We start from the raw sequence: 1265 nt of genomic DNA on the forward strand, positions 1-1265 counted from the left end.
TGGCTGCTTCTGAGCCAACATCCTAGTTGTCTATGCAACTCCACATCCTTTTCCACTTAGCATATATTTTGGGACCTTAACTGGTGATCTGGGCTGTTCCCCTTTCCACGGTGGACCTTATCGCTCATCGTGTGACTCCTGAATATAAATCATTGGCATTCGGAGTTTATCTGAAGTCAGTAACCCATGACGGGCCCCTAGTTCAAACAGTGCTCTACCTCCAAGATTCTTAATTCAAGGCTCCCCCTAAAGAGATTTCGGAGAGAACCAGCTATCTCCAAGTTCGTTTGGAATTTCACCGCTACCCACAACTCATCCCAACCTTTTTCAACAGATACGAGTTCGGTCCTCCAGTGCGTTTTACCGCACCTTCAACCTGGTCATGGGTAGGTCACCTGGTTTCGGGTATATAACTACGTACTTCGTACGCCCATTTCAGACTCGCTTTCGCTACGGCTCCGGCTTTTCCGCCTTAACCTTGCACGTAATCATAACTCGCCGGTTCATTCTGCGAGAGGCACGCCGTCACCCATTAACGGGCTCCGACAGCTTGTAGGCACATGGTTTCAGGAACTATTTCACTCCCCTCCCGGGGTGCTTTTCACCTTTCCCTCACGGTACTGGTTCACTATCGGTCACTAGGTAGTATTTAGCCTTGCGAGATGGTCCTCGCGGTTTCCGACGGAGTTTCACGTGTTCCGCCGTACTCAGGATCCTGAACTGAGAGTTCTGACGTTTCGTCTACGGGGGTCTCACCCTCTCTGCCATAGCTTCCCAACTATTTCGACTACGTCGAACTTTGGTAACTCAAATGTTCAGTCCTACAACCCCAACAAGCAAGCTCGTTGGTTTGGGCTCTTCCCCGTTCGCTCGCCGCTACTGAGGGAATCACTATTGTTTTCTCTTCCTGCAGCTACTTAGATGTTTCAGTTCACTGCGTATGCCACTTGCCAGCTATGAATTCACTGGCCAAGTAATCAGCGACTAAGCTGATTGGGTTTCCCCATTCGGAAATCTCCGGATCAAAGTGTACTTACCACTCCCCGAAGCATATCGGTGTTAGTCCCGTCCTTCATCGGCTCCTAGTACCAAGGCATTCACCATGCGCCCTTCATAACTTAACCTAAATGAACAACTTCGTTGTTCACCAAGTTAATTGAGTATGCGATGTTTCCATTAAAAAACTCAAATAACGCGGTGTTCTCGGTTTATTTGTGAATAAAGAAAATATATTGATATTGTTTAGTTTTCAAAGTACAAGTTTG

The 1265-nt window shown here is 47.5% G+C and carries 1 rRNA gene; it reads right to left on the reverse strand.

Going from position 1 to position 1265, the window contains the following annotated elements:
• Positions 1-1124 (reverse strand): 23S ribosomal RNA (locus QOR82_RS09090); the annotation flags it as partial.
• Positions 1125-1265: the final 141 nt, after the last annotated feature.

Source organism: Limosilactobacillus difficilis (assembly GCF_947387495.1).
Lineage (GTDB): Bacteria > Bacillota > Bacilli > Lactobacillales > Lactobacillaceae > Limosilactobacillus > Limosilactobacillus difficilis.